The sequence below is a fragment of the Flavihumibacter sp. CACIAM 22H1 genome (genome assembly GCF_001601815.1).
In the GTDB taxonomy this organism is placed as follows: domain Bacteria; phylum Bacteroidota; class Bacteroidia; order Chitinophagales; family Chitinophagaceae; genus Flavihumibacter.
In genome coordinates this window covers 1-4,190 of sequence record NZ_LUKG01000129.1, presented here as the reverse complement: position 1 = coordinate 4,190, position 4,190 = coordinate 1, and the positions used below count along the sequence as shown (strand labels likewise).

The window sequence follows — 4,190 nt, the reverse complement described above, 5'->3', positions numbered from 1 at the left end:
ATTCCATCGGGATGAGTGTTAATATCCGGAAGAATATTCCCTACCCGGAGTTGAATTACGATTATTTCCAAAAGGGCATTGATGTATCAGCCCTATCTCTTCATAAAATGCTGGCAGCCGCCAAAAAACTAGACGCTATCAACGAATGGGGAAGCGTGGTTGCATTAACCTATATGGCCGCCCAGCGAACCTATCCCTTTTATACCGATATGGCCGATATCAAAGCCATGCTGGAGTCTATTGCCCGCAGTTTTGGCTACCATTACGGCAAAGAGAAAAATGTACGGATTAATACCGTTTCTCAATCGCCTACCAAAACAACGGCGGGTACTGGTATCAAAGGCTTTGGTGATTTCTATGATTTTGCCGATTCTATAGCGCCTTTGGGAAATGCTTCTGCGGAAGATTGTGCAAATTATTGTATTACCCTGTTCTCGGATTTAACCAGGATGGTTACCATGCAGAACCTTTATCATGATGGTGGCTATTCTACCACCGGGGTAAGTATGGAAGTGATGACCGGAGGAAAATAAAAAGGGGAGACCGAAAAAAGCGAACGGTGAAAGGATAACTTTTCACCGTTCGCCTGCTTAATATTCGTCTTCGTTGAAAAAAAAGTCTTCCTGAGAGGGGTAATCGGGCCAGATATCATCGATGCCTTCATAAATTTCTCCTTCGTCTTCCAATTCCTGCAGGTTTTCAACTACCTCAATAGGAGCGCCGCTACGGATGGCGTAATCGATCAGCTCGTCTTTGGTGGCTGGCCAGGGAGCGTCTTCCAGATAGGATGCTAATTCAAGTGTCCAGAACATCGTAGAGGTTTTAAATTTTCGGCAAATGTATGGGTTAATACGAAATTTCCAAATCCTTTCACTAACAACGCTTAATATTGTTGGTTCGTATACCTATGATTTTTATACATAAGTTTTAGTTGCATGCTTGAAGCCAGAAATATTCATAAAGCTTACGGGTCGGTAGAAGTGCTGAAAGGGGTTGATATCTCCATTCAGGAGGGCGAAATTGTTAGCATCGTAGGCTCCTCGGGGGCAGGTAAAACCAGTCTTTTACATATCCTGGGAACCCTCGATCAACCAGACCAGGGCGAAATTATGTTACACAATACCCGGGTAACCGGTATGGGCGCGCGACAATTATCGGCTTTCCGGAATCAGTATATCGGCTTTGTTTTCCAGTTTCACCACCTTTTACCGGAATTCAGCTCGCTTGAAAATGTCTGTATTCCGGGTTGGATCGCTAAACGGAATAAAAAAGAAGTGGAAAGCCGGGCGCTGCAACTGCTGCAACAATTGGGGTTGGGGCATCGGGTCGACCATAAACCTGCTGCCTTTCGGGGGAGAACAACAGCGGGTGGCGGTAGCCAGGGCTTTGATTAATAATCCCCGGATTGTTTTTGCGGATGAACCAACCGGAAACCTGGATTCTACCAATGCCCGGGATCTTCACGAGCTTTTTTTCCGGCTTCGCAAGGAACTTAACCAAACCTTCCTGATTGTAACCCATAACGAAGAACTCGCCCAAATGAGCGATCGGGTCATACATATGAAGGATGGAAGAATCGGGTAAGGTTATTTTCTTGGTTTCCAGGGTATTTCTTCTACCCCCAGCAAATGCCCTGTATAGCGGCTCAATACGAACAGGTAATCGCTCAGCCGGTTCAGGTATTTGATCACCAGTGGCTCCACAAATCCGCCTTCCAGTTGCATATGTACACAAATCCTTTCGGCGCGCCGGCAAACGCAGCGGGCTATATGCAGGGAGGAGACGGCGGGGTGCCCGCCGGGCAGGATAAAAGAACGCATTCTTGGAATGGATTCATTCATACGATCAATCTCCTGTTCAAGTAACTCGATATCTGAATCTTTCAGGTCCGGTATTTTCATAAGCGGCTCCCGTTCCGGATCACAGGCCAGCGCTGAGCCAATGGTAAACAGGCGATCCTGGATTTCTTTGAGCATCTGACCTGTTGCCGGATCCGTTAGCTGATCATTGCAGAAGCCGATATAGGAATTCAGTTCATCAACCGTTCCATAACTATCAATACGGATATGGCTCTTGGAAACCTTGGTTCCACCAATTAGGGATGTAGTACCCGTATCGCCGGTTTTAGTATAAATCTTTAAAGCCATAGGGATGTTCTACCTGATCAAACAAAAAAGCCTGCAGAATGTTTAGTGGAAGCTCGGCGCTTCCTGCGGAATATTCTTTTTATCAGATTCAATTAAGCCGTCGCGAAGCCGGATTATCCGGTGTGCATGATGGGCAATATCTTCTTCATGGGTTACCAGCACCACGGTATTACCACCTGCCTGGATTTTGTCAAAAATAGCCATGATTTCTACCGATGTTTTGGAGTCGAGGTTACCGGTTGGCTCATCCGCAAGAATTAGGGTAGGGTTATTTACCAATGCCCGGGCAATGGCTACCCGCTGACACTGGCCTCCACTGAGCTCATTGGGCTTGTGGTGACTTCTTTCTGCTAATCCTACCCGGTTTAATACTTCCAGGGCCATTTCATGCCGTTGTTTTTTTGCAAGGCCTGCATACACCAGGGGAAGTGCAACATTTTCGGCAGCAGTAAGCCGCGGAAGCAGGTTGAATTGCTGAAATACAAATCCAATTTCCTTATTCCGGACGGTAGCCAGGTCATCGTCTTCCATTTTGGAGACATCCTGCCCGTTTAACACATATTTTCCCATTGTTGGGGAATCCAGGCAACCCAGGATATTCATCAGGGTACTTTTGCCCGAACCGGAGGGCCCCATCAGTGCCACATAATCATTCCGGTAGATATCCATATCAATGCCTTTCAAAACCGGTACTGCCTGCTTTCCCATAAAATAGCTTTTATGGATGCCTTCCAGGTGTATGATGGATTCGCTCATATTATTTTTTAATCACTTTAGGAACATAGAAATACTGACTATCTGCATCGGGTGCTATAGACAGCGCGGTTGCACGCGGTAATGGCGTGCCTGCTTCATCGGGGCGGAGTACATCCACATTATCTGTCATGTGCAGCAGGGGGGCCACACCGTTGGTGTCCAGTTCCTGCAGTTTTTCTACAAAGTGGATCATCCGGCCAAGGTCGCCAACCAGTTGTACAGCATCAGCCTCCTCTAGGTGAAGCCTGCTTAAACGGGCCAATTGCCCTATCATGTCTTTTGTCAATTCCATATGCTATCAACAAAAATAAGGTTCTTATCTTCGCCGCGCTATGGAAAATGGAAAAAAAGCGATCGTAATGAGCGGAATCCGGAGTACCGGATTTTTACATCTTGGAAACTATTTTGGCGCTATCCGTAATTATGTGCGGATGCAGGAGGAATATTCCTGCTATTTTATGGTGGCAGATATTCATTCCCTTACCACTCACCCTGATACCAAAGAGCTGAAACCCAATGTGCACCGGGTGTTAGCTGAAAATATAGCCTGTGGACTCGATCCTGAGAAAGTAGCCCTGTATTGCCAGAGCCATGTCTATGAAACAGCAGAATTGTATATGCTGCTCAATATGCTGGCATACAAAGGTGAACTGGAAAAAACCACCACATTCAAGGATAAAGTAAGGCAACACCCCGAAAACGTGAATGCCGGATTGCTGACTTACCCGGTATTGCAGGCAGCAGACATCCTGTTGCACCGTGCCACCCTGGTACCCGTGGGGAAAGACCAGGAACAGCACCTGGAAATGAGCCGGAATTTTGCCAACCGGTTCAATCACCGGTATGGCGAAGTATTTCCTGAGCCGTATGCATTCAATTTTGGCGAGGACCTGATAAAAGTACCCAGCCTGGATGGTACGGGTAAAATGAGCAAAAGTGAAAACCAGTACGCTACTATTTTTCTTTCTGACCCGGATGAGTTGATCCGGAAAAAAATCATGAAAGCAAAAACGGATGCAGGCCCAAGCGCGCCCAATATGCCCAAACCGGATTATATCGAAAATATTTTTCTTCTCATGAACCTGGTTGCTGCCCCCGATACCATCCGGAAATTTGAAGAGGATTACAATGCAGCTACCATCCGTTACGGCGATCTTAAAAAGCAACTTGCTGAAGATATGGTGCGTTTTGTAAGCCCGATACGGGAAAAAGCAGAAAGCATTCGTACGGATGAAACCTACCTTCGTCGCATAATGGAAATGGGGGCAGAGAAGGCCAGGATCAGCG

Annotated in this window: 8 protein-coding genes; 4 read left to right on the top strand and 4 right to left on the bottom strand. The window is 46.7% G+C overall.

The window, feature by feature from the left end; translation table 11 throughout:
* Positions 1-533: SDR family oxidoreductase (locus A1D16_RS20805; protein WP_290713318.1), on the top strand; the 533-nt coding region annotated here is incomplete at its 5' end.
* Positions 534-590: 57 nt separating this feature from the next.
* On the opposite strand, the gene A1D16_RS20800 is transcribed toward A1D16_RS20805, so the two are convergent.
* Positions 591-812: a DUF2795 domain-containing protein gene (locus tag A1D16_RS20800; protein WP_039131553.1), complete on the bottom strand. Its 222-nt coding sequence runs from the start codon at positions 810-812 to the stop codon at positions 591-593.
* A gap of 123 nt (positions 813-935) precedes the next feature.
* On the opposite strand from A1D16_RS20800, the gene A1D16_RS20795 reads away from it, so the two are divergent.
* Both A1D16_RS20795 and A1D16_RS20790 read left to right on the top strand, forming a co-directional pair.
* Positions 936-1,394, top strand: a complete 459-nt coding sequence (locus A1D16_RS20795; protein ID WP_290713303.1) for an ABC transporter ATP-binding protein — start codon at positions 936-938, stop codon at positions 1,392-1,394.
* The gene (locus A1D16_RS20790) at positions 1,387-1,584 is read left to right on the top strand and encodes a hypothetical protein (protein ID WP_290713300.1); all 198 of its coding nucleotides are present in this window, start codon (positions 1,387-1,389) and stop codon (positions 1,582-1,584) included. Before A1D16_RS20795 ends, A1D16_RS20790 begins: the two co-directional genes overlap by 8 nt.
* 2 nt (positions 1,585-1,586) lie before the next feature.
* Here A1D16_RS20790 and A1D16_RS20785 read toward each other — a convergent pair whose 3' ends face one another.
* The 3 genes from A1D16_RS20785 to gatC are packed head-to-tail and all read right to left on the bottom strand — an operon-like array spanning position 1,587 to position 3,195.
* Positions 1,587-2,147: a cob(I)yrinic acid a,c-diamide adenosyltransferase gene (locus A1D16_RS20785; RefSeq protein ID WP_290713297.1), complete on the bottom strand. Its 561-nt coding sequence runs from the start codon at positions 2,145-2,147 to the stop codon at positions 1,587-1,589.
* A gap of 42 nt (positions 2,148-2,189) precedes the next feature.
* Positions 2,190-2,903, bottom strand: a complete 714-nt coding sequence (locus tag A1D16_RS20780; RefSeq protein ID WP_290713294.1) for an ABC transporter ATP-binding protein — start codon at positions 2,901-2,903, stop codon at positions 2,190-2,192.
* A gap of 1 nt (position 2,904) precedes the next feature.
* Positions 2,905-3,195, bottom strand: a complete 291-nt coding sequence (gene gatC / locus A1D16_RS20775; protein WP_290713291.1) for an Asp-tRNA(Asn)/Glu-tRNA(Gln) amidotransferase subunit GatC — start codon at positions 3,193-3,195, stop codon at positions 2,905-2,907.
* A 40-nt stretch (positions 3,196-3,235) separates the two neighbouring features.
* Here gatC and trpS point away from each other — a divergent pair.
* The coding region (gene trpS / locus A1D16_RS20770; protein ID WP_290713288.1) for a tryptophan--tRNA ligase at positions 3,236-4,190 on the top strand (955 nt) is incomplete at its 3' end.

What these genes read in the sequence shown, in the direction of transcription:
- A1D16_RS20780 (WP_290713294.1), bottom strand. Translation starts at nt 2,903, where the DNA reads ATGAGCGAATCCATCATACACCTGGAAGGCATCCATAAAAGCTATTTT.
- A1D16_RS20800 (WP_039131553.1), bottom strand. Translation starts at nt 812, where the DNA reads ATGTTCTGGACACTTGAATTAGCATCCTATCTGGAAGACGCTCCCTGG.
- A1D16_RS20785 (WP_290713297.1), bottom strand. Translation starts at nt 2,147, where the DNA reads ATGGCTTTAAAGATTTATACTAAAACCGGCGATACGGGTACTACATCC.
- gatC (WP_290713291.1), bottom strand. Translation starts at nt 3,195, where the DNA reads ATGGAATTGACAAAAGACATGATAGGGCAATTGGCCCGTTTAAGCAGG.
- A1D16_RS20795 (WP_290713303.1), top strand. Translation starts at nt 936, where the DNA reads ATGCTTGAAGCCAGAAATATTCATAAAGCTTACGGGTCGGTAGAAGTG.